General features: G+C 60.9%; 21 protein-coding genes. 10 read left to right on the top strand and 11 right to left on the bottom strand.

Features of this window, described 5'->3' with window-relative positions:
* Positions 1-97 precede the first annotated feature (97 nt).
* The 6 genes from QO005_RS08730 to QO005_RS08705 all read left to right on the top strand — a co-directional run bounded on the left by QO005_RS08730 (position 98) and on the right by QO005_RS08705 (position 5,464).
* Positions 98-724, top strand: a complete 627-nt coding sequence (locus tag QO005_RS08730; protein WP_370878029.1) for a TadE/TadG family type IV pilus assembly protein — start codon at positions 98-100, stop codon at positions 722-724.
* A complete protein-coding gene (locus QO005_RS08725; protein ID WP_307157608.1) occupies positions 721-1,302 on the top strand; it encodes a TadE/TadG family type IV pilus assembly protein in 582 nt (193 codons plus the stop codon). The genes QO005_RS08730 and QO005_RS08725 overlap by 4 nt, the downstream gene beginning before the upstream one ends.
* A gap of 391 nt (positions 1,303-1,693) precedes the next feature.
* Complete coding sequence (locus QO005_RS08720) at positions 1,694-2,914, top strand: phosphopentomutase (RefSeq protein ID WP_307157607.1); 1,221 nt, start codon at positions 1,694-1,696, stop codon at positions 2,912-2,914.
* Positions 2,911-3,897, top strand: a complete 987-nt coding sequence (locus QO005_RS08715) for an adenosine deaminase (RefSeq protein WP_307157606.1) — start codon at positions 2,911-2,913, stop codon at positions 3,895-3,897. The genes QO005_RS08720 and QO005_RS08715 overlap by 4 nt, the downstream gene beginning before the upstream one ends.
* Before the next feature lie 90 nt (positions 3,898-3,987).
* Complete coding sequence (upp, locus tag QO005_RS08710; protein ID WP_307157605.1) at positions 3,988-4,617, top strand: uracil phosphoribosyltransferase; 630 nt, start codon at positions 3,988-3,990, stop codon at positions 4,615-4,617.
* A gap of 313 nt (positions 4,618-4,930) precedes the next feature.
* The gene (locus QO005_RS08705; RefSeq protein ID WP_307157604.1) at positions 4,931-5,464 is read left to right on the top strand and encodes a retropepsin-like aspartic protease family protein; all 534 of its coding nucleotides are present in this window, start codon (positions 4,931-4,933) and stop codon (positions 5,462-5,464) included.
* Positions 5,465-5,516: 52 nt separating this feature from the next.
* On the opposite strand, the gene QO005_RS08700 is transcribed toward QO005_RS08705, so the two are convergent.
* The 4 genes from QO005_RS08700 to QO005_RS08685 form a co-directional block, all read right to left on the bottom strand.
* The gene (locus QO005_RS08700; protein WP_307157603.1) at positions 5,517-6,152 is read right to left on the bottom strand and encodes a 2,3-bisphosphoglycerate-dependent phosphoglycerate mutase; all 636 of its coding nucleotides are present in this window, start codon (positions 6,150-6,152) and stop codon (positions 5,517-5,519) included.
* Positions 6,153-6,172: 20 nt separating this feature from the next.
* Complete coding sequence (dapB, locus tag QO005_RS08695; protein ID WP_370878036.1) at positions 6,173-6,985, bottom strand: 4-hydroxy-tetrahydrodipicolinate reductase; 813 nt, start codon at positions 6,983-6,985, stop codon at positions 6,173-6,175.
* 60 nt (positions 6,986-7,045) lie between these two features.
* Complete coding sequence (locus QO005_RS08690) at positions 7,046-8,833, bottom strand: ABC transporter ATP-binding protein (RefSeq protein ID WP_307157601.1); 1,788 nt, start codon at positions 8,831-8,833, stop codon at positions 7,046-7,048.
* Between the two features lie 186 nt (positions 8,834-9,019).
* Positions 9,020-9,595, bottom strand: a complete 576-nt coding sequence (locus QO005_RS08685) for a hypothetical protein (RefSeq protein ID WP_307157600.1) — start codon at positions 9,593-9,595, stop codon at positions 9,020-9,022.
* A gap of 179 nt (positions 9,596-9,774) precedes the next feature.
* Here QO005_RS08685 and QO005_RS08680 point away from each other — a divergent pair, with 179 nt between their 5' ends.
* On the top strand, positions 9,775-10,233 hold the full coding sequence (locus QO005_RS08680) for a hypothetical protein (RefSeq protein WP_307157599.1): 459 nt from the start codon (positions 9,775-9,777) through the stop codon (positions 10,231-10,233).
* A 183-nt stretch (positions 10,234-10,416) separates the two neighbouring features.
* On the opposite strand, the gene pncB is transcribed toward QO005_RS08680, so the two are convergent.
* From pncB to QO005_RS08645, 7 genes are all read right to left on the bottom strand, one after another.
* Complete coding sequence (gene pncB / locus QO005_RS08675) at positions 10,417-11,721, bottom strand: nicotinate phosphoribosyltransferase (RefSeq protein WP_307157598.1); 1,305 nt, start codon at positions 11,719-11,721, stop codon at positions 10,417-10,419.
* A gap of 259 nt (positions 11,722-11,980) precedes the next feature.
* Positions 11,981-12,241, bottom strand: a complete 261-nt coding sequence (locus QO005_RS08670; RefSeq protein WP_307157597.1) for a hypothetical protein — start codon at positions 12,239-12,241, stop codon at positions 11,981-11,983.
* 218 nt (positions 12,242-12,459) lie between these two features.
* Complete coding sequence (locus tag QO005_RS08665; RefSeq protein ID WP_307157596.1) at positions 12,460-13,422, bottom strand: 2-hydroxyacid dehydrogenase; 963 nt, start codon at positions 13,420-13,422, stop codon at positions 12,460-12,462.
* Positions 13,423-13,456: 34 nt separating this feature from the next.
* A complete protein-coding gene (locus tag QO005_RS08660) occupies positions 13,457-15,085 on the bottom strand; it encodes an ABC transporter ATP-binding protein (RefSeq protein WP_307157595.1) in 1,629 nt (542 codons plus the stop codon).
* On the bottom strand, positions 15,082-16,209 hold the full coding sequence (locus tag QO005_RS08655; RefSeq protein ID WP_307157594.1) for an ABC transporter permease: 1,128 nt from the start codon (positions 16,207-16,209) through the stop codon (positions 15,082-15,084). The genes QO005_RS08660 and QO005_RS08655 overlap by 4 nt, the downstream gene beginning before the upstream one ends.
* Complete coding sequence (locus QO005_RS08650) at positions 16,209-17,297, bottom strand: microcin C ABC transporter permease YejB (RefSeq protein WP_307157593.1); 1,089 nt, start codon at positions 17,295-17,297, stop codon at positions 16,209-16,211. Before QO005_RS08650 ends, QO005_RS08655 begins: the two co-directional genes overlap by 1 nt.
* A gap of 134 nt (positions 17,298-17,431) precedes the next feature.
* On the bottom strand, positions 17,432-19,288 hold the full coding sequence (locus QO005_RS08645) for an extracellular solute-binding protein (protein WP_370878028.1): 1,857 nt from the start codon (positions 19,286-19,288) through the stop codon (positions 17,432-17,434).
* Positions 19,289-19,453: 165 nt separating this feature from the next.
* Here QO005_RS08645 and mepA point away from each other — a divergent pair, with 165 nt between their 5' ends.
* The 3 genes from mepA to QO005_RS08630 all read left to right on the top strand — a co-directional run bounded on the left by mepA (position 19,454) and on the right by QO005_RS08630 (position 22,078).
* Positions 19,454-20,506, top strand: a complete 1,053-nt coding sequence (mepA, locus tag QO005_RS08640; RefSeq protein ID WP_370878027.1) for a penicillin-insensitive murein endopeptidase — start codon at positions 19,454-19,456, stop codon at positions 20,504-20,506.
* 131 nt (positions 20,507-20,637) lie between these two features.
* Positions 20,638-21,015: a methylglyoxal synthase gene (locus tag QO005_RS08635; protein WP_307157592.1), complete on the top strand. Its 378-nt coding sequence runs from the start codon at positions 20,638-20,640 to the stop codon at positions 21,013-21,015.
* A gap of 37 nt (positions 21,016-21,052) precedes the next feature.
* A complete protein-coding gene (locus tag QO005_RS08630) occupies positions 21,053-22,078 on the top strand; it encodes a glucokinase (RefSeq protein WP_307157591.1) in 1,026 nt (341 codons plus the stop codon).
* The last annotated feature ends 59 nt before the right edge of the window (positions 22,079-22,137 follow it).

Here is a 22,137-nt window from a genome sequence, read left to right as displayed (position 1 = left end):
CTGGTTGAAATCATTCAAAAGACGGCAAAACGGGAAACGGAAATTAAATATCTGGACCGTTAGTGTCGGCGCATCGTTTCAAAGATTGCGTTTCTTCATGGCCAGCCGTTCCCCAAGCAAAATGTCCGTCCTGGCGCGCCTCAGACGCTGGAAGCGGCTGACGGGATGTTTTCGCCGGTCCCGCGACGGCGCGGCTGCCATTGAATTTGCCATTCTGGCCATTCCCTACATGCTGATCGTCTTCGCTATTCTCGAGACGTTCATTGCCTTCATTGCCGAGCAGGTGGTTTATTCCGCCGTGGACAAGCTGGGCCGTGAGATCCGCACCGGCAATATTACCTATAATCTCAGCCGCAGCACCGATGTCACCGCAGCCCAGTTTCGGCAACTGGTCTGCAACGAGATTTCCTTCCTGATGAGCTGTGACGCGACCGAAGTGTCGACGCCGACGCGGCTTTGGGTGGATGTGCGCACCTTCTCGACCTTCGCGGACATTCCCACCACCATCAGCACCACGTCTTCCGGCAGCCTCGATACCTCCTCCATGGCTTTTACCCCGGGCGGCTCCGGCAAGATCAACATGGTCCGCTTCTTCTATTACTGGCCGATCACGGTGGATCTCGTGCGTCCCTATATCGCCAATATCAAACTGCCGAGCGCCAGCAGCAAATCCGATTACCTGATCATTTCCACGATCGCCTTCCAGAACGAGGATTATCCGTGAGCGCGCGCCCATTCCGTTTCGGACCTTTGCCGCGTCTGCTGCGGTGTTTCCTCCGCGACAGAAGCGGCATGGGCGCGGTGGAATTCGCCATCGTCGTGCCGATCCTTCTGGTGCTCTATCTCTCGGCCTTCGAGCTGACGGTGGCGCTCAGCGTCTCGAAACGGGCAACCGCCAGCGCCGGAGCCATTGCCGATATCGTGGCGCGGCAGACAAGCGTGACCAAGAGCTTCCTCGCCACCATGCCGGATGTGTTGACGGCAATGTTCGTGCCCTTCAAGACCACCGGCTATACGATGAAGATCACCGGGATCAAGATCGACAGCAACACCCAGGCAACCGTCTCCTGGTCCTGGGCGCAGGATGGCAGCAAGCCTTACGCCGTGGGCAGCAGCGTCACCATGCCCACTGGAATGGCAGTGGCCAATTCCTTCTTCATCCATGCTGAAGTGACGGTGCCGCACCAACTGGTCACCTATCTCCCCGGACTGGCAGGATCGACCGCAGCGACGATCACGCTGGGCGACGATTATTATTATCGCCAGCGGCGCAACGAGGATCTGGCCTGCTCCGACTGCTGACAGCTTTCCGGGATTAGAGCATAATCCGACCGGAGTGAAACGAGAATCGACAAGATTATGCTTCAAAAATAAACCGTTAGAGCGCCGATCTGATTCAATCAGAACGAAAAGCGCTCTATCGGGCGCACAGGCTTGCAATTTGCCAAATATCCGTAGTCGGGGTATTCAGCCTCAATCAAAGAGAGGGCTGAGAAGGACGCCCTTTACAGCGCCCTTTGTGCGTTTTATCAAACGCACAAAGGGCGCTGTAACATTTTAAATCTACTGCATAATTTTATCCTTAAATCGATTCCGATTTAAGGATAAAATTATGCAGTAGAGTGTGTACGCATTTCCGGACGGAAAACCGCTATGCACTTTTCTCGGGACAATGCTCTCATAGGGATAATGAATGGCGCGCGCTTTTCTGTTTGTTCTCGATTCCTTTGGTGTGGGCGGTGCGCCGGATGCGGCCAGCTATGGCGATGAGGGAGCCGACACGCTGGGCCATATCGCCGAATTCTGTGCGGCGGGTGCTGCTGACCGGGCGGGCCTGCGTGCCGGGCCGCTGCAATTGCCCAATATGTCGGCGCTGGGGTTGATCGAGATCGCCCGCATGGCCTCCGGCAATCTGCCTGCCGGCATGGAGATGCCGGAACGCCTCTTTGGCCTGCATGGCGCGGCTTCCGAAATCTCGCGCGGCAAGGATACGCCGTCGGGCCACTGGGAAATTGCCGGCGTGCCGGTGCGGTTCGACTGGGGCTATTTTCCAACCGAGGGCGATGCCTTCCCTGAGGCGCTGGTCGAAGAGCTTTGCGCCCGCGCCGATCTGCCGGGCATTCTCGGCAATTGCCATGCATCCGGCACGGAGATCATCGAGCGCTTCGGTGAGGACCATATTCGGAGCGGCAAACCCATCTGCTACACCTCGTCGGACTCCGTCTTTCAGGTGGCGGCGCATGAGACCCATTTCGGGCTGGACCGTCTCTATGCGCTCTGCGCTCTGCTGCGGGACCTGCTCGATCCGCTGAACATCGGACGGGTGATCGCCCGGCCCTTTACCGGTGAAAAGCCGGGCCGGTTCCAGCGCACCGGCAACCGCAAGGATTATTCCGTGCCGCCGCCGGAGCCGACCCTGCTTGACCGGCTGGTGACGGCTGGCCGCACCGTGCATGCCGTCGGCAAGATCGGCGACATCTTCGCTCATCAGGGCACCCCGCGTGAAATCAAGGCCAGCGGCAATGAGGCCCTGATGGCCGCGGCGCTCAGGGCGATGGAAGAGGCGCAGGATGGCGATCTGGTCTTCACCAATTTCGTCGATTTCGACATGGTCTATGGGCATCGCCGCGATGTGCCCGGTTATGCGGCGGCGCTGGAGCAGTTCGATCTCTGGCTGCCGGATGTCTATCGCAAGCTTGGGCCGGAGGACATGGTGATCCTGACGGCGGATCATGGCTGCGACCCCACCTGGCGCGGCACGGACCATACGCGCGAGCGCGTGCCGATCATGGCCTTCGGCCCATCGATCCGCTCGCGCAATATCGGCATCCGCAGCACCTATGCCGATATCGGCGAGACGGTGGCGGCTCATCTCGGGCTTGCGCCCGGCCCGCATGGACGGAGTTTTCTGTGACCGGACATCTTCTCAAAGCTGAATTGCATTGCCACATCGAAGGCGCCGCGCCGCCAGCGCTCACGGCGCGGCAGGCAGAAAAATATGGGCTTGCCACCGAAGGCTTCCTGCGGGATGGCGCTTATGTCTGGGGTGATTTTACCAGCTTCATCAAGGCCTATGATTTCGTGGCCTCCGTCTTTCGCACCGAGGAAGATTATGCGGCGCTCGCCGAGGCCTATCTGACGGAACTGGCAGGCGTGAACACGCTCTATGCCGAGCTGTTCGTATCGCCCGACCATGGCGAGGCGGTGGGGCTCTCGGCGGAGGCCTATATCGACGGACTTGCCGCCGGAATGGAGGCCGCCCGGGCAAAGACCGGCATCGAATCCCGCATGGTGATCATCGGTGAACGGCATCTGGGGCCGGAGAATGTGTTGCGCCGGGCGCGCTGGCTGGAAAAATTCCAGCATCCACTAGTAACCGGTTTCAACATGGCGGGCGAGGAGCGGATGAACCGAGTCTGCGATTATGCGGAATCCTTCGCTATCGCCAGGGGCGCAGGTTATGGCATCACCATTCACGCCGGGGAATTGTGCGGCGCCTTCAGCGTGCGCGATGCGCTGGATCTGGTTCAGCCCAGCCGTATCGGCCATGGGGTGCGGGCCATCGAGGATGCCGATCTCGTCCGGCGGCTGGCCGATGAGGGCGTGGTGCTGGAAGTCTGCCCGGCCTCCAATATCGCGCTCAAGGTGTTTCCCGATTACGACAGCCATTCGCTACCGGCCCTGGTGAAAGCGGGCGTCAAGGTCTGCATCAATTCCGACGATCCCCCCTTCTTCCACACGTCGCTGGCCAGGGATTACGAGATTGTCGCTGGCATGGGCTTCGATGATGATGCCATCAATGCCATGACGCGCACGGCGCTTCAGGCTGCTTTTGTCGACGAGGCGACCCGCTCCCGCCTGCTTGCCCGCTTCGATGCGGCGGCTTCTGGGGAATAAGCGCGTTTACGGCAGGCTTTTGGCTTGCCCCGCCTGGCCTTTCGATGAGAAGACACGCAATTGAAGGACGAAAAGAAGAGAAGGTTTCCCATGGACGGCGTTACAGTCATCGATCATCCGCTCGTGCAGCACAAGCTTACCATCATGCGCCGGAAGGAAACTTCGACGGCCAGTTTCCGCCGGTTGCTGCGCGAGATCTCGACCCTCTTGTGTTATGAAGTGACGCGCGATCTCGAATTGACGATGGAAACCATCGAGACGCCGCTCACCGAAATGCAGGCGCCGGTGCTGGAAGGCAAGAAGCTGGTCTTCGCCTCCATCCTGCGGGCCGGAAACGGCCTGCTGGAAGGCATGCTGGAACTGGTGCCGTCCGCCCGTGTCTCGCATGTCGGCGTCTACCGCGACCACGATACGCTGCAGGCCGTGGAATATTACTTCAAGGCCCCGGAAAGCCTGGATGAGCGGCTGGTCATCGTCGTCGATCCGATGCTTGCCACCGGCAATTCCTCCATTGCCGCCGTCGACAAACTGAAGGAACGCGGTGCCCGCAATCTCCGTTTCCTCTGCCTGCTGGCCGCTCCGGAAGGGGTGAAGAATTTCGTGGAGGCCCATCCCGATGTGCCGGTCTATACCGCGTCGCTGGACAGCCATCTCAACGAAAAGGGCTATATCGTGCCCGGCCTCGGCGATGCCGGTGACCGCATGTACGGTACGAAATAAACTCCGTCTATCCGTCTTTCGGTCGAGCCCGGTCTTTCACGGCCGGGCTTTGCATTTGCATTTGAGCTTTCCGGTTAAGTGCAATGCAAGCTTCTCTGCTCTAATACCAAGGCATCGAAGATGCTGACGCATCCTCGCCTTGAAGAGATTTCGAATATCTCAATTGCGTCAGAAGCTTGAGATATTCGAAAAAGGAATACGATGAGTCATTTTCAATGACTCTTCGTATAAGCTTTTGTTTTCATGCATTCCCGGACGGAACCCGCACTGCACTTTTCCTGGAAATGCTTTGGTTCGCAGTAGGAGAGCGGCTATGCTGATGCGCGTGGCGATTTTTGCGAGCGTGGCAGTGGCTGCGGCCACGCAGGTGCCGAGACTGATGGAGGCGCTCTCCGAGACCGGCGTGCCCTCCGCACCTGTTCCCGTGGTTTCCACCGCCGCTCCCACGCCCGCCACGCTTTCTGCCTTGCCCTATGGGCAGGCGGTGCTGATGCCTGATGCGCGCGGCCATTATGGCGCCAGTTTCCGGCTCAATGGCAAGCCGGTCGAGGCGCTGGTGGATACCGGCGCCTCCTATGTCACCCTCAATGAAAGCACGGCGCGGCGGTTGGGATTTTCCGGCAGCAACCTGACCTTTGCCTACAAGGTCAATACCGCCAATGGCGAAACCGCAGCAGCACAGGTCACACTGGATCGGGTCGAGATCGGCAATCTGCGCGTCAGCGACGTGCCAGCCCTGGTGCTGCGCGACAAGGCGCTGTCGGATACGCTGATCGGCATGAGTTTTCTGACGAAACTCGGCAGCTACCGCGTCGATAATGGCAGGCTGACGCTGTCACAGCGGTGATTTTTACAATCCCGGCGGGATGCATTGGCATCCGCCGGGTATTTCACAAGGATCAATGCGCGCCGGACATGTCGCCGAGGATATCCTTGGAGGCGACGGTGGAATCGGCGTTCAGCTTGTAGACCATGGGCACGCCGGTGGCGAGGTTGAGCTTCAGGATCTCTTCCTTGGAAAGCTTGTCCAGCACCATGACCAGCGAGCGCAGCGAATTGCCGTGGGCTGCCACCAGCACCTTTTCGCCGCGTAGCACGCGGGGCAGGATTTCGGTGAGGTAATAGGGCCAGACGCGGGCGCCGGTGTCGCGCAGGCTTTCGCCGCCGGGCGGGGGAATGTCATAGGAACGGCGCCAGATATGCACCTGTTCCTCACCCCATTTTTCGCGGGCATCGTCCTTGTTGAGGCCGGAGAGATCGCCATAGTCCCGCTCGTTGAGCGCTTCGTTGCGGATGGTTTCCAGCCCGCTCTGGCCGATATTCTCCAGCACGATGGCGCAGGTCTTCTGCGCGCGGATCAGCGAGGAGGTATAGGCGACATCGAAGGTGATGCCGTAATCCTTCAGCGCCTTGCCCCCGGCATTGGCTTCCTGCACGCCAAGCTCGGTCAGGTCCGGGTCGCGCCAGCCGGTGAAGAGATTCTTCAGGTTCCATTCGCTCTGGCCATGGCGCACGAGCACGAGAGTACCGCTCATCCTGTCATTCCTCTTTGACATCAATTGCTGGAAGAAAGCCCGAGAACATCGAGCATGGAATAAAAACCGGGCTTCTTGTCGAAGGCCCACAGGGCGGCCTTGACCGCACCGCGCGCAAAGATCGTACGGTCCCCGGCGCTGTGGGAGAGCGTCACCACTTCCCCTTCACCGGCAAACAGCACCGAATGTTCGCCAATCACCGAGCCGCCGCGCAGCGTGGCAAAGCCGATGGAGCCGGTGTCGCGCGGGCCGGTATGGCCGTCACGCACCCGCACCGAATGGTCTTTAAGGGCGATGTCCCGACCTTCCGCCGCGGCCTCGCCAAGAAGCAGGGCGGTGCCGGAGGGGGCATCGACCTTGTGCTTGTGGTGCATTTCCACGACCTCGATGTCCCAGCCGGAGGCTTCCAGCGCCCGGGCGGCCTGCTTGACCAGCACCGACAGCAGATTGACGCCAAGGCTCATATTGCCGGATTTGACGATGCGGGCATGGCGGGCGGCGGCGGCGAATTTCGCCTCATCCGCTTCCGAACAGCCGGTTGTGCCGATCACATGCACGATGCGGGCCTGGGCTGCCAGGGCGGCAAACTCCACCGACGTTTCCGGACGGGTGAAGTCGATGACGCCATCGGCGTTGACGAAGGCGGCCAGCGCATCCCCGGTGACGGGAATGCCAAGCGTGCCGAGACCGGCGACTTCACCGGCGTCCTTGCCGATGACGGGCGAGCCGGGCCGGGCCACGGCGGCATGCAGCACCGCTCCTTGCGTTTCGGAAATGATGCGGATCAGCGCCTGGCCCATTCGGCCACCCGCGCCCACCACCACCAGCTTCATCGGCCCTGTCATGCGTCTTTCCTCGAATTCTGCCGGGGATCGCCTCGTCTGATTCCCGGTTTACTGATCCTTGCGGACGGTCGCCTGCAAATTGTTGAGGCGAGCGTAAAGCCCCTCGGGCCGGGTCGCAAGCTCCTGATGGCTGCCTTCTTCCACCACGCGGCCTTCCTGCATCACCACGATCTTGTCGGCTTTGACCACGGTGGAGAGACGGTGGGCGATGACCACGACGGTACGCCCGCTCATCGCCTCGTCCAGCGCCTTCTGCACGGCGGCTTCCGATTCGGTATCGAGCGCCGACGTCGCCTCGTCGAGCAGCAGGATCGGCGCATTGCGCACCAGGGCGCGGGCAATGGAGAGCCGCTGGCGCTGACCGCCCGACAGCGTCAGGCCGTTTTCGCCCACCGGCGTCTCATAGCCTTGCGGCTGCGCCATGATGAAGTCATGGGCATAGGCAAGCTTTGCGGCCTCCTCGATCTCGGCATCCGTCGCTTCCGGCCGGCCATAGCGGATATTGTCGCGGATCGTGCCTTCGAAAAGATAGGGCTGCTGCGAAACATAGGCGATGTGCCTGCGCAGGGATGCCTTGGTGACATCGGCTATATCCTGCCCGTCGATGAGGATCTGGCCCTGCGGCGGATCGTAAAAGCGCGGAATGAGGGTGATGATCGTCGATTTGCCCGCCCCGGAGGGGCCGACCAGCGCGGTGGTCTTGCCGCCTTCGGCAACGATGTCGATCCCTTTGAGGATTTCCGGCCCGGTCCCATAGGCAAAATGCACGTTTTTCAGCTCGATGCGGGCTTCGCGCACCTGCAATTCATGGGCGCCGGGCTTGTCGCGCTGATGCGGCTGGGTATCGAGGATCGCATAGATCATCCGCGCATTGACGACGGCGCGTTCCATCTGGATCTGCAGCTTGGCCAGCCGCTTGGCAGGCTCATAGGCCATCAGCAGCGCGGTGATGAAGGAGAAGAAGGCGCCGGGCAGCATGCCGCCGGCAATCGAGCGCCAGGCCGCATAGGCAATGACGGCGGAAATGGCGAGACCGGCAAAGCTTTCGGTGATCGGCGAGGTGCGTTCGGAAAGGCGGGCAATCCGGTTGGCGCGGTTTTCGGCGCTGTCGATGATGCGCTCGACCTTCTGGGCCAGTTCGCCTTCCATGGTGAAGGCCTTCACCACGGCAATGCCCTGGATGCTTTCCTGCATGGCGCCCAGCACGCGGCTGTTGAGCAGCACGGAATCGGTGGTGGCCTTGCGCAGCCGCCGCGAGATGTAGCGCAGCGAATAAAGAACCGGCGGAGCCACCACGAAGACGATCAGCGTCAGGATCCAGTCCTTCGAGATCATGACGAAAATCAGGCCGATCAGGCTCAGCAGGTCGCGGGCGGTGGAGGTGACGGTGAGGTTCAGCACGTCACGGATGCCGTTGACGTTCTGGCTGATCTGGGCGGCGAGATGGGCCGAGCGGGCTTCGTTGAAATAGCCCATGGACAGCGTCATCAAATGGTTGAACAGCCGCTTCTGGTAGCGCGCGACGATATTGTTGCCGATCTTGGACAGCGCCACCGCCTGACCATAACTGGCAAGGCCCCGGAGGCTGAAGGCAATGAAGATCGACAGGCAGATGATCCAGACGAGGTCGGCCCGCTTGTTGGCGAAGGCCTCGTTGATCACCGTTTCCATGATCCAGGCGCTGAAGGCGGTGGTGAGCGCCACGGTGGCCAGACAGGCGATGGCGAAGATATAGCCACGCAGATGGTCGCGCCCGTTTTCCGCGATCACCCGTTTCAGCACGGCGGTGACGCTTTCCGATGTCACGGGCAGGGAGGGCTTTTGAGTCTCGCGCAAGAAAGGCCTTTCGCTGTCGGTTGCCGGCGAGCCGCCGCCGTGAAATGTCATCCGGCCGTGCTCGTTTTGCCGGGGTCCGTTGGGCTCTATAGCCAGTCCTTGCGCCTTTGACCAGTGCGGCGCTGCGCGGCCCTCTCGATCCGGTCGCTTTACGCTATCATTTTTTGCAAGGTCCATGGACCTTCATCAGGCGGTCATCACACCCACCATCAGGGAGAAGGAGAGAAAGCCAAGCCAGAGGGCGGCAAGGCGCTGGATGGTTTGCAGGCGCCGGGGGCCTCCCTGTCCGGTTTGGGTGAGCCTGCCCGCAACGCCCCAGATCACCGCCACGGCGCCCACCAGCACAATAAACAGGCCGAAATAAAGGGGAAAGACTGCCTCGCCCGGTGCAGGCAACAGCACGAGAGCAAAGACCAGCGCCTTGGGATTGAGCATGGTGGTGACATAGACCCGCCCTGCGCTGATATGGCCGTGATCTTCGCCTGTTACCGGCATATGCCAGAGTTTCAGGGCGAGGATCAGAACCCAGACGGCAGCGGCCAGTTTGAGAGTGGCGGCAAAGCCCGGCCAGTGTTGCGGCAGGTGCTGGCCGATCAGCAGAAGCGGGATAATCGTCGTCAGATAGCCGCTGATTTCCGCTGGCAGCAGGCGCAGCACCCGCGTAAGCCCGAAACGCGCGCCGGCGACACCCATCAATGTGTTGGTCGGCCCCGGCGCAAGCAGCAGGGCAAGGACGGCGAAGAGAAAGGTCGAAAGCGGCATTGGGCAATCCATGCTCAAAAATCAAGATCACATTCAGGTTCCGAGAAACCCGATCTGTCAGGACATGCGCGTCCATACACCGGTTTTGCCGCGGGACGGGGATGCGCGCCTTGATCAAAATCATGTAGAGACCGGCGCATCGCAATCTCTTCAAAAGACCGGCAGAAGGTGAAGGTCACATGGCAAGACGGAAAAAGCCTGTGTTGAAGGCGGAGGAGGAGCGGCAGTTGCGGCTTGCCGCCCCCGGACTGCTCTCCGACCTTGTGGCAGGCCGGATCGCGTCACCGCGCAAGGTGCTGGAACTCGCAGGCATCAGACCGGAACGCAGCCGTCTGGAAAAGCTCAGGAACAGTTGGGACAAGGCCGAGGAAACAGAACGGCAGGCTTTTCTGCAGTGGTTAGGGGATGCCAGGGGGATTGCCATCGGCAGCAAGCCGGAACCGATCGCGGACGGGCGCTATCTGACGCCGCACGGCATCCGTGTTATCGAGGACAGCATGCGTGCGCGCCGCCTTCAGCCGGAGGACGTCATGGCAAGCCTCGGTTTTCCCGGCGAAGGGCGCGCCCTTATCAAGGCGCTGGCAAGGCGCAGCAGCCTTAGACTGAAGGTGATCCGGGCGCTTGCGGACTGGGTGTGAAGAGTATGTCCGCACGGAAACCGGGGTTCCCCTTTTCCTGGAAACAGGCTCCTCCACTCATACCAAGGCTCGAAGATGCTCACGCATCCCCGCCTTGAAGGTATTTCGAATATCTCAATCGCGTCAGTGGCTTGAGACATTCGAAAATGGAATACGAAGTGTCATCTTCAATGACTCTTCGTATCACACCTTAACTGCCTGGTCCGTTCGTTCCTCGTCGCCGAAGAAGCGGAGATAGCGCTCCACCTCGGCGGCCTCGCCGGTCGCCTTGCGGGGATTGTCGGAGAGCTTGACGGCGGGGCGGCCATTGGCCTCCACCACCTTGCAGACGATGGAAATAGGCTTCAGTCCGGCATTTTCGCTGGGCGCGCAGCCAATGAAATCATTGGTGAGATTGGTGCCCCAGCCGAAGCTCATCCGCACGCGGCCTTCGAAATGGCGATAGGTGGCAATAATGGCATCCACATCCAGCCCATCGGAAAAAATCAGCAGCTTCTGGCGTGGATCGCGGCCCATGCGCTCCCACCAGGCAATGATTTTTTCACCGCCCTCGATCGGCGGCGCGCTGTCGGGGCGGAACCCTGTCCAGTCGGCCACCCAGCCGGGGGCATTGCGCAGAAAGGCTGCAGTGCCGAAGGCGTCCGGCAGCACGATCAGCAGATTGCCGTTATAGAGCCGGTTCCAGTCGCGCAGAACCTGATAGGGGGCGGCAGCCAGTTCTTCGTCATTGCGGGCAAGTGCGGCCACCACCATCGGCAGTTCATGGGCATTGGTGCCCACGGCTTCCAGATCGGAATCCATGGCCAGCAGCACGTTGCTGGTGCCGGTGAAGGCCTCGCCGATACCCTCCTTCAACGCCTCCACGCACCAGCGCTGCCAGAGAAAGCTGTGACGGCGGCGTGTGCCGAAATCCGAAATCCTCAGCCCCGGAAGCGCTTTGAGGCGCTCGACCTTTTCCCACATCTTCGCCTTGGCGCGGGCATAGATCACGTCCAGCGTGAAATAGCCGAGCGATTTCAGCGCCGAGCGGCTGCGCAATTCGTTGATGATGGCAAGGGCCGGAATTTCCCAGAGCGTGGTTTCCATCCAGCGGCCCCGGAAGGTCAGTTCATACTGGCCGTCGCGCTTGGAAAGCTCGTAGGGCGGAAGCCGGAGCGTCGAAAGCCAGGACAAAAATTCCGGCTCGAAGATCTGGGTGCGGCCATAAAAAGTATTGCCCGCCAGCCAGATCAACTCCTTCTTCGATATCGTCAGGGATCGGACATGGTCGAGCTGCGCGCGCAGTTCCTGCTCGTCGATTTCGTCGGCCAGCCGCACGCTGGTGGTGCGATTGATGAGCTGAAACGTGGCGTCCACCTGCGGGTAGAGCTTCCAGATCATCTGCAACATCAAAAGCTTGTAGAAATCGGTATCGATCAGGCTGCGGATGATGGGATCGAGCTTCCAGGCGTGGTTATAGACCCGTCTTGCTATGTCTGTCTTCGCCATGGGTCCTCGCCGCCCGTACTTTCGGTATCCTCTCTATCAGAAAAACTGCACCGAAAGTCCAGTGGCAAGTCTTAGATCCTGTCCGTGGTTCCGGACGGAAAATCGCTGAACACTTCTCCTTGAAATGCTCTTATACGAAGAGTCATTGAAAATGGCAGTTCGTATTCCCCTTTCGAATATCTCAAGCCCTTGATGCATTTGCGATATTCGAAATTCTTTCAAGGCGAGGAGGCTGACGCATCTTCGAGCCTTGGTATTATCAAGGATTCGGGCGTGGCTGTTCCGGCTGGGCGGGGGTGGTGGTCGGGCGGGTGGTTTCGGTGGCGGGGTCGCGGGCGGGTTCGATGGAATGGCCCCACCATTCGGCGGGGATCCACAGGACCAGCGCCAGAATCAGTCCGGCGAGCAGGACGATCAGCACCGGCTTGCCGCGAAAGCCCTGGCGGGCTTCGGTGGTCGTCACGCCGTCATTGGCGGCGCGCCGTTCATTGCTGTTCTGATCCTTGATCGGGGCTGCCATGGGCCTCTCCTGCCGTTTCGAGGGTTATCCCGTACAACGTCAGGCGGGCGGGCAAGGTTCCTTTAGGGTGTGTGGACATTCGCCCTTAAGCGGGCTGCAAACGGCAATTTCCTGCGCTTCCGGTGCTCATGTACCTAAGTACACTCCGCTCCGGGTCTCGCAAATCACCGTTTTCGCCACGCCCAAAGCCGAATGTCCACACACCCTAGTCTGGTTTCTCAATACCCGGCCCAGCGGTCCACCACATGCTCCAGCGCTTCGCCCGCCTCATATCGGGCGATCTGCTGCTCGACATGGCGGAACAGGGCACGAATGTCCGAGGCTGCGGCGGCATGAGGGGTAATGACGACGTTTTCCATCGCCCAGAGCGGGCTGTCGGCGGCAAGCGGCTCCTTTTCGAAGACATCCAGCGAGGCGGCTCCCAAGACGCCTTTTTGCAAGGCGGCGATGACATCGGCCTCCACCTGGCTGCCGCCGCGCCCGGCATTGAGGAAGACCGGCTTGCTGAGCGCCCCGCCCTGGCGAAGTCTGGAAAACAGGCTGCTGTCGTAAAGCCCCCTGGTTTCCGAGGTCAGTGGCAGCAGGCCGACGAGAATGTCGGTCTTGCCGAGGAAGGCATCCAGATGGTCCTCATCGAAGGTTTCGATCCCCTCCAGCACCTTCTGGCGCCGCGACCAGCCGATGACGGTAAAGCCCATGGTCTTGAGCTTGCGGGCCGCATCCTCGCCCAAAACGCCAAGCCCCATGACACCCACCGTCACGTCACGCGCCTCCGGCTGCAGGGCAAGCTCGTTCCAGAGTTTTTCCCGCTGCTGCCTCTGATAGGTGGTCATCTGGCGCAGGTGATAAAGACAGTTCAGCACCACCCACTCGCTCATCCGGTCCGTCAGGCTGCGATCCACGAAGCGCACCACAGGGCGGTCGGGAAGGTCCGGCAGGGCCAGGATGTGATCGACGCCCGCGCCGCCGGAAAACAGCACCTCAAGCGCGGTTGCGCGTTTAAACAGGCTGGGGTCCGGCTTCCAGAGCAAGGCATAGGTTGCGTCCGAGAGATCGCGGCCAGCGTTTTCGGGCAGGCCGAGATCGATCACGTCGCGATCGGCAAAGGCGCCTTTCAACGCCTCATCCATGGCGGCGCGCGAAAACTTGAGGTCGATCACCACGGGACGCTTGGCAGACATGGGGGAATCCTTGGGAAATGCGGAGAGAGAATGTTTATTGCCGGATGCCACCGATCGTCATGGCCTTGAGATCGAAGGCGGCGGCCAGCAGAGCCTTTGTATAATCCTGTTTCGGTGCGCGGAAAACCTCTTCCGAGGGGCCTTGTTCCACCACCTTGCCCATGCGCATGACAATGAGATCATTGGCAAGGGCGCGCACCACCTTCAGGTCGTGGCTGATGAAGAGATAGGCGAGATCGTGGCGGGCTTGCAGGTCGCGCAGCAGATCCACCACCTGCGCCTGCACGCTCATGTCCAGCGCCGAGGTCGGCTCGTCCAGCATCACGAAGCGCGGTTTCAGCACCATGGCGCGCGCAATGGCGATGCGCTGGCGCTGGCCGCCGGAAAATTCATGCGGATAGCGCCAGCGGGTGGCCGTATCGAGCCCCACTTCCTCCAGCGCCCAGGCCACGCGGGCGCCGCGTTCGGCGGCGGAGAGTGCCCGGTCATGCACCTTGAGCCCTTCTGCAATGATTTCGCCCACCGACATGCGCGGGCTGAGCGAGCCATAAGGGTCCTGGAACACCACCTGCAAACGGTCGCGCAGCGGTCGCATGGCCTTGAAGGAATAGCGGTCGATATCCTGACCGATAAAGCTGATGCGGCCCTTCGAGGAAATGAGCCGGGCGAGCGCCAGACCCAGCGTCGTCTTGCCGGAACCGGATTCGCCCACCACCCCCAGCGTCTGCCCGGCGCGTAGCGTCAGGTCGATACCGTCCACCGCCTTCACATGGTCGACGACGCGGCGGAGAAAGCCGGCCTTGATGGGAAACCACACCCGGATATCCTGTCCCTGCATGACGATGGGGCGGGAAGGGTCGGTGGCGGGCGGCTCGCCTTTCGGTTCGGCGGCGAGCAGCTTCTTCGTATAGGCATGCTGCGGATTGGAGAAAATGGCCTCGACCGGGCCGGTCTCGACGATCTCGCCCTTGGTCATCACGCAGACCCGGTCGGCGAATTTGCGCACGATGCCAAGATCATGGGTGATGAACAGCATGGACATGCCGTGGTCTCGCTTCAGCCCGGCCAGAAGCTCGAGGATCTGCGCCTGCACCGTCACATCCAGCGCTGTGGTCGGCTCGTCGGCAATCAGCAGCTTCGGGCGGTTGGCAAGCGCCATGGCGATCATCACGCGCTGCCTCTGGCCGCCGGACAATTGGTGCGGATAGGCGGCAAGTCGCTTTTCCGGATCGCGGATGCCCACCTGTTTCAAAAGCTCCAGAATGCGTGGCCGCAGCGCCTTGCCGCTGGCCTGCCGGTGCAGTTCCAGGATCTCGCCGATCTGCTGCTCGATGGTGTGCAGCGGGTTGAGCGAGGTCATCGGCTCCTGGAAGATCATGGTGATGTCGTTGCCGCGCACGCCGCGAAGCGTTGCATCATCAAGCTTCAAGAGATCGCGGCCTTCGAACAGGATTTCGCCGGAGGGATGGCTGGCGGCCGGATAGGGCAGCAGCCTGAGCACGGAGGCTGCCGAGACCGACTTGCCGGAGCCGCTTTCGCCCACCAGCGCCACCACTTCGCCGGGAGCGATGTCGAAGCTGACGCGGTTGACGGCGAGGCTTTGCGCGCCTGCCTGGTGAAAGGCGACGGAGAGATCGCGAACGGACAGGATCGGTGCGCTCATCGGAACGTCTTCCTCGGATCGAAGGCGTCACGCACCGCCTCGCCGACGAAAATCAGCAGCGACAGCATGATCGACATGGTGAAGAAGGCGGTGAGCCCCAGCCAGGGGGCTTGCAGGTTGCGCTTGGCCTGGGCGATCAGTTCGCCCAGCGAGGGCGAGCCGGGCGGCATGCCGAGGCCGAGGAAATCCAGCGAGGTCAAGGTGGTGATGGAACCGGAGAGGATGAAGGGCAGGAAGGTGAGCGTCGCCACCATGGCATTGGGCAGAAGATGGCGGAACATGATGGTGCCGTTGCCGACGCCAAGCGCGCGGGCGGCGTTCACATATTCGAAATTGCGTGCCCTGAGGAACTCCGCCCGGACCACGCCGACGAAACTGACCCAGGAAAACAGCAGCATGATGCCAAGCAGGATGAAGAAGCCCGGCGGCAGCAGCGAGGAGATGATCAAAAGAATATAGAGCACCGGCATGGAGGACCAGATTTCGATGAAGCGCTGCATCAGAAGGTCGGTCCAGCCGCCGAAATAGCCCTGCACCGCGCCTGCGGTGACGCCGATCAGCGCCGAGGCCAGTGTCAGCGCCAGCCCGAACAGCACGGAAATGCGGAAGCCGTAGATCATCCTTGCGGCAACATCGCGGGCCTGATCATCGGTGCCGAGCCAGTTCATGTTGCCGAGGTTGCAATTGGGGTCCTCCACGCCTTTGGGATAGGCCGAGCAGCGCTCCTGCTTGCTCATCAGCCAGAAGGGCGGAGTGGGGGCCGAATGCGGGATTTCGGAATTCACCGTGCGGTAGGAATAGCGGATGGGGGGCCAGATCATCCAGCCATGGGCATTGATCTCGTCCGACACGAAGGCCGAGCGATAATCGGTGACCGCGAGGAAGCCGCCGAATTTTTCCTCCGGATAGTTCACGAAGACCGGAAAGAGAATTTCGCCCTTGTAGGAGGCGATGATCGGCCGGTCATTGGCGATGAATTCCGCTCCGAGGCTCAAGATGAACAGCGCCATGAAGATCCAGAAGGACCAGAAGCCCCGGCGATTGGCCCGGAAATTCTGCAGGCGGCGGCGATTGGTGGGGGAAAGCCATGGCTTCTTCGGGGGCATGCCGATCGTCTCTGCCATCAGACATCCCTCCGGTCGAAATCGATGCGCGGATCGATCCAGGTATAGATCAGGTCGGAGACGAGGCTGACGACAAGGCCGAGCAGCGAGAAGATGTAAAGCGTGGCAAAAACGATGGGGTAATCCCGGTTGACGATGGAGAGATAGCCGAGCCTGCCCAGCCCATCCAGCGAAAACAGGTTTTCGATCAGGAGCGAGCCGGTGAAGAAGGCTGAGATGAAAGCGCCCGGAATACCGGCAATGACGATCAGCATGGCATTGCGGAAGACATGGCCGTAGAGCACGCGATGTTCACTCAAGCCCTTGGCGCGGGCCGTCACCACATATTGCTTCTTGATTTCGTCGATAAAGGAATTCTTGGTCAGAAGCGTCGTGGTGGCAAAGGCCGACAGCAAAAGCGCGGTGAGCGGCAGCGTGAGGTGCCAGAGATAATCCACCAGCTTGCCCCAGAGCGTCAAACTGTCAAAATTGTCGGAGGTGAGGCCGCGCAACGGAAACCAGTTGTAGAAGGAGCCACCGGCAAACAGCACGATCAACAGGATGCCGAACAGAAAACCCGGCACGGCATAGCCGACCACGACGAAGGCGGAGGTCCAGACGTCGAAGCGCGACCCATCGCGCACCGCCTTGGCAATGCCGAGTGGAATGGAAATCACGTAGGAGAGCAGCATCACCCACAGGCCGAGCGAAATCGAAACCGGCATTTTCTCGAGAATGATCGAGGTGACGGAGGCATTGCGGAAGAAGCTCTCGCCGAAATCGAAGCGGATATAATTGCCCATCATCTCCAGAAAGCGGGTGAGCGGCGGCTTGTCGAAGCCGAACTGCTTTTCCAGCTTGGCGATCAGCTCCGGATCGAGCCCCTGCGAACCGCGATAGCGCGAGCCGTTTTCATCCCCCATGCCCTGCATTATGTCGCCGCCGCCGGACAGCCGCTGGTCGGCGCTGTCGCCCTGGCCGGTCAGTTGCGCCACCACCTGTTCCACCGGCCCGCCGGGCGCGAACTGGATGACGAGAAAGGAAATGCCCATGATGCCGACCATGGTCGGGATCATCAGAAGCAGGCGGCGCAGGATATAAGCGCCCATCAGAGACGGGCTCCGGTGTCAGTATAGGCGGGGCAGGGCAGGCGTGCCAATCGTCTTCCTCAATCTCTCATCGGGGCGTGGCGAATCGAATTGCTCATTGGTACTCCGCGGAAGGGTCCGATGCAAAGGGAGGGTCAGTTTCCTCCCTGGCGCGACCACCAGATATCCGGAAATCCGATGGCGAATTCCGGCAGGTCCTTGGCGTGAACAAGCCGGTTCCAGTAGGCGATGCGCGCCGTATTGCCGTAATACATCGGCACCACGTAATGATGCGCCAAAAGCACACGGTCCAGCGCCCGCGTGGCGGCAACCAGATCGTCGCGATCCTTGGCAAAGATCACCTTGTCGATCAGCTTGTCGATGCCGGGATCGGCAATGCCGGCATAATTGCGCGCGCCTGGCCGGTTGACGGAGGATGAGCCCCAGTATTCACGCTGTTCGTTGCCGGGGTTTCGCGTCTGGCCCCAGACGGTCCAGGTCATGTCATAGTCGAAATTGCGCAGGCGATTGAGATATTGCGAAGAATCCACCGTGCGGATCGTCGCCTCGATGCCGATCTTGCGCAGCATGTTGGCATAGGGGACGGCCACGACCTCAAGCGTCGGACTGCTCAGCAGGATTTCGAAAGACAGCGGCGCTCCGGTCTTGGCATTGACCATGCGGTTGCCGCGCAGTTCATAACCCGCCTCCTTCAAGAGGCCGACGGCCTTGCGCAGATTATCGCGCTGCTTTTCAGGTGTGCCGCCCACGGGATTGGTATAGGGAGTGGTGAAGACCTGCGGCGGCACCTCATCCTTCACCGAATTCAGGATCTCCAGTTCCTTGCCTTCCGGCAGGCCGGAGGAGGCCAGTTCCGTGCCCCAGAAGAAGCTGTTCACCCGCTTGTAGGCGTTGTAGAAAACCGTCCTGTTCAGTTCCTCGAAATCGAAGGCGTAGGTCAGGGCCTCCCTTACCCGTTCATCCTTGAAGAGGTCGCGGCGCATATTGGGCACCATGGCCTGCATGATGCCGGTTGCGCGGTAGGGGTTGGGCAGTTCCTCGCGGATCACCTCGCCGCTGTTCACGGCAGGAAAATCAAAGGCCGTTGCCCAATGGGCCGCCTTGGTTTCCATCCAGAAATCCACATTGCCAGCGCGAAAGGCTTCAAACTCGACATTGTTGTCGGAGAAATAGCTGTAGCGGATCTGCCGGACGTTATAATAGCCGATATTCACATTGAGGTTCTTGCCCCAATAATCGTCCCGCAGCTCGTAGGAGATGCTGCTGCCGGGCGAAAACCCCGAAATGCGATAGGGGCCGGAGCCCATGATCGGCTCCAGCGTCGTTTTGGTGATGTCGCGTGGCTTGCCGTCGGCGCCCGTGGCCTCCCACCAGTGCTTCGGCAGGATATCCAGCTCCGAAACGATCATGGGCAATTCCTTGTTGCCCTTCTGGTCGAAGGTGAAGGTCACCTCCCGGTCTCCGGTCTTTTCCGCCTTCAGCACATGGGCGTAATAGGTGGTGTAGAGCGGGTGCAGTTCCTTGAACTTTTCGAAGCTGAAAACCACGTCTTCCGGTGTCACCGGCTTGCCATCCACCCATCTGGCCTCGGCGCGCAGGCGGAACTTTGCAAAGCTGTAATCGTCGGGATAGGCCACCGCCTCGGCCAGCAGGCCATAGCTTGTACCATCCTCGTCCATGGAGGGTTTGAAGAGCGTTTCCGTCACATAGGACGCACGCGGCAAAAGACCGGCGGCAAGATTGCCCTTGTCCAGAACCGGATTGAAGGTATCGAAGGTGCCGTCGGCGGAGAGTTTCAGCGTTCCACCCTTCGGTGCCTCCGGATTGACATAGGAGAAGCGCTGAAAACCCTCAAGGTATTTCGGCGCCTCGATAATGCCGATGGCGTGCCGCCACTGCAATTCCTCTGCTCCGGCGATGGCCGATGAAAACAGCAGACCCCCTGCAACCAGCAGAAGGGTGGCGAGGGTCTTGCGAAGGGATAGGGTCAATCCAGAGGTCTCCAGGTACATCATGGCAATGCTTATAAACCAGAATTCCGCAGGAATGGGAGTGGCCCTCACGCTGCTTTGATGGAAGGGGAATTTTGGGAGTCATTCCGGTTTATGGAAATATCGGCTAGGTTTTGTCCGGTATTTTTGTTTCGAAGGTGATTCTTGGCCCGTCCCCTTGCGCTGTTTCTGTCCTTTGCCCTGTCTTCCCTCCTCATTGCCGGTGATCTGAGCACGGCCTTTGCCGGAGAGGATGAGCCCGCCAAGCAGGCGTTCGGCGCCATGCAATTGCCCACGGCCGGCCCTGCCACGCCCTATGGCTTTTACGCCAAGGGCTGCATGGCCGGGGCCGTGGCCCTGCCCACGGATGGGCCGACCTGGCAGGCCATGCGGCTGTCGCGCAATCGCCGCTGGGGCAATCCGGCCATGATCGGTTTTCTGGAGCAACTGTCCAAGGATGCCCCCAGGGTAGGCTGGCCGGGGCTTCTGGTGGGGGATATCGCCCAGCCGCGTGGCGGGCCGATGGTCAATGGCCATGCCTCGCACCAGATCGGGCTGGATGCCGATGTCTGGCTGACGCCGATGCCCGCCAAGCGGCTGAGCGTGGCTCAGCGCGAGGATCTGCCTTTTACCTCCATGCTGGAGAAGAACAAGTTCCTGACTATCGACGAAAAGGCCTGGACGCCCGCCCATGCAAGGCTGTTGATGCTGGCGGCGAGCTATCCGCAGGTTCAGCGCATCTTCGTCAACCCGGCCATCAAGAAGAAGCTCTGCGACAGCTGGACCGGCGACCGAACCTTCATGGGCAAGATCCGCCCGCTCTATGGCCATGATGCGCATTTCCATATCCGGCTGTCCTGCCCGGCAGGGGCTGGCAATTGCAAGGCGCAGGCGCCGGTGCCCGCTGGCGATGGCTGCGACAAGTCACTGGCCTGGTGGTTCACCAAGGAGCCGTGGGAGCCGAAAAAGCCTGCCCCTTCGCCGAAGCCCGCGCCGCCGCCACGCCCGGTCATGGTGTCTGATCTGCCCAAGGCCTGTGCGGCCATTCTCGATATGCCCGCCGTGAAGGACGAGGCGCATGCCACCTATGGCGGCCCGGCGGCCTATGTCGATCCCGGCCCGGTGCCGGTCTCGGCTTCCGCCCGTGCCGCTCAGCCGAAGGGTCAGGATACGCCGCTGCCGGAAGAGGATGTGCCGCTGCCCGCCACCCGGCAGTGAGGCGGCAGGGGACGCTTTTCTTTTGGCTTTCTCCTGTGTAAGAGAACACTCAAATCGATTGAATGGCCGCGCGGACTGCTGTGCGTCTATTCTTTGGACGTCTAGAGGGGCAAGGGGAGGAGTTGGCAGGCATGGCCGAGCGTCGCACGATCGCCCTGATCGCCCATGACAAGATGAAGGACGAGATGGCGGAGTTTGCCAGCCGTCACCGTCAGTTTCTGAAAGACTGCAAGATCGTGGCCACCGGCACGACGGGCGGACGGGTGCAGGATGCCGCCCCCGATCTCGACGTGACGCGGATGAAGAGCGGCCCGCTGGGCGGCGACCAGCAGATCGGCGCGATGATTGCCGAGAAAAAGGTCGCCATGCTGATCTTCTTCGTCGATCCACTCACCCCCATGCCGCATGATGTGGATGTGAAGGCGCTGATGCGTCTTGCCATTCTTTATGATACGCCGATGGCGCTCAACCGGGCGACTGCCGAATTGCTGCTTCCCGCAATCGGCTGACAAGCCGGATTGCGGTCCACCGAAAACGGAAATTTCCATGGCCAGACATCTCGAAGACGAGCACATTCCCTTCCCGATCCTTGTCGGTGATATTGGCGGCACCAATGCCCGCTTCTGGATATTGACGGATGTCTATGCCGAGCCGCGTGAATTTCCGCATGTGCGGACGGCGGAGTTTCCCACCATCGATCAGGCCATCCAGGACTGTATTCTGGACAAGACCGCCGTGCAGCCGCGTTCGGCGATCCTGGCCGTGGCAGGCCCGATCAAGAGCGATGAAATCCCGCTCACCAATTGCGATTGGGTGATCCGCCCGAAGCAGATGATCGCCAATCTCGGTTTCGAGGATGTGCTGGTGGTCAATGATTTCGAGGCGCAGGCGCTGGCCGCCGCATCGCTGTCGAAGGATGACCGCGAACCGATCGGGACCCTTGCCGAGACCAGCCTTGCCTCCCGCGTGGTGCTGGGACCGGGAACGGGGCTTGGCGTCGGCGGTCTCGTCTATTCCCGTCATGTCTGGGTGCCGGTGCCGGGCGAAGGCGGCCATGTCGATATCGGCCCGCGCTCCAAGCGCGATGACCAGATCTTTCCGCATATCGAGAGGATCGAGGGCCGGATTTCCGGCGAACAGATCATCTGCGGGCGCGGTATCGTACATCTCTACCGCGCCATTTGTGCCGCCGACGGCATCGAGCCGCGCTGGACGGACCCGGCGGACATCACCTCGCACGGGCTGGAACACACCGACCCGGTGGCGGTGGAAACGCTGGAACTGCTCGCCACCTATCTCGGCCGGCTGGCGGGCGATCTGGCGCTGATCTTCATGGCGCGCGGTGGCGTCTTCCTCTCCGGCGGCATTTCCCAGAAGATCATTCCGGCGCTGAAACTGCCAGCCTTCCGCGCCGCCTTCGAAGACAAGGCGCCGCACAGCGCCCTGATGAAGACCATTCCGACCTTCGTCGTGACGCATCCGCAGGCGGCTCTGGCCGGGCTTGCAGCCTATGCCCGCACCCCCTCCAGCTACGGCGTCAGCCATGACGGACGCCGCTGGCGGAAGGGATAACACGAAGAGCCATTGAAGATGGCCGTTCGTATTCCCTTTTCGAATATCTCAAGCCCCTG

This window comes from Allorhizobium paknamense (assembly GCF_030815125.1).
GTDB classification, from domain to species: Bacteria; Pseudomonadota; Alphaproteobacteria; order Rhizobiales; family Rhizobiaceae; genus Allorhizobium; species Allorhizobium paknamense.
Note: the sequence above shows the minus strand (reverse complement) of the source record. Positions and strands in the feature narration are given on the sequence as shown.